A 306-nucleotide genomic window follows, 5' to 3' on the forward strand; every position below is an offset into this window, starting at 1 on the left:
ATACCTGGCAGGCCGTCCCATAATACCCGAGCCATGTGCCGTTGCGTTGCAGCTCCACCTGGATGCTGTACGTGGAGGCATAGTCGTAGGAAGCCATGTTGGTGAACGAGAAGTATCCCTGTGGACGCTCCACGTATTGTGGCTCACCTGTAGGCACACCGCCGACGATCTTATAGACACGGTAGCGGTACATGGTGATGTTCGGGAAGGTGGTCACCTGGATCACCGAGTTGATGGCCGCAAGGGTGATGCCGCACTGTGCGTTGATCACGTTGGAAAGCAGCTGGAAGCCTTCGTCGAGGTTGC

The 306-nt window shown here is 56.9% G+C and carries 1 protein-coding gene; it reads right to left on the reverse strand.

Annotated elements, in window-relative coordinates; all coding sequences use genetic code 11:
* Window positions 1-193 (reverse strand): hypothetical protein (locus G6047_RS00135; RefSeq protein ID WP_169525275.1); only part of this gene is annotated, 193 nt, incomplete at its 3' end.
* Window positions 194-306 lie beyond the last annotated feature (113 nt).

The sequence above is a fragment of the Flavobacterium silvaticum genome (assembly GCF_012911565.1).
Lineage (GTDB): Bacteria > Bacteroidota > Bacteroidia > Flavobacteriales > Flavobacteriaceae > Flavobacterium > Flavobacterium silvaticum.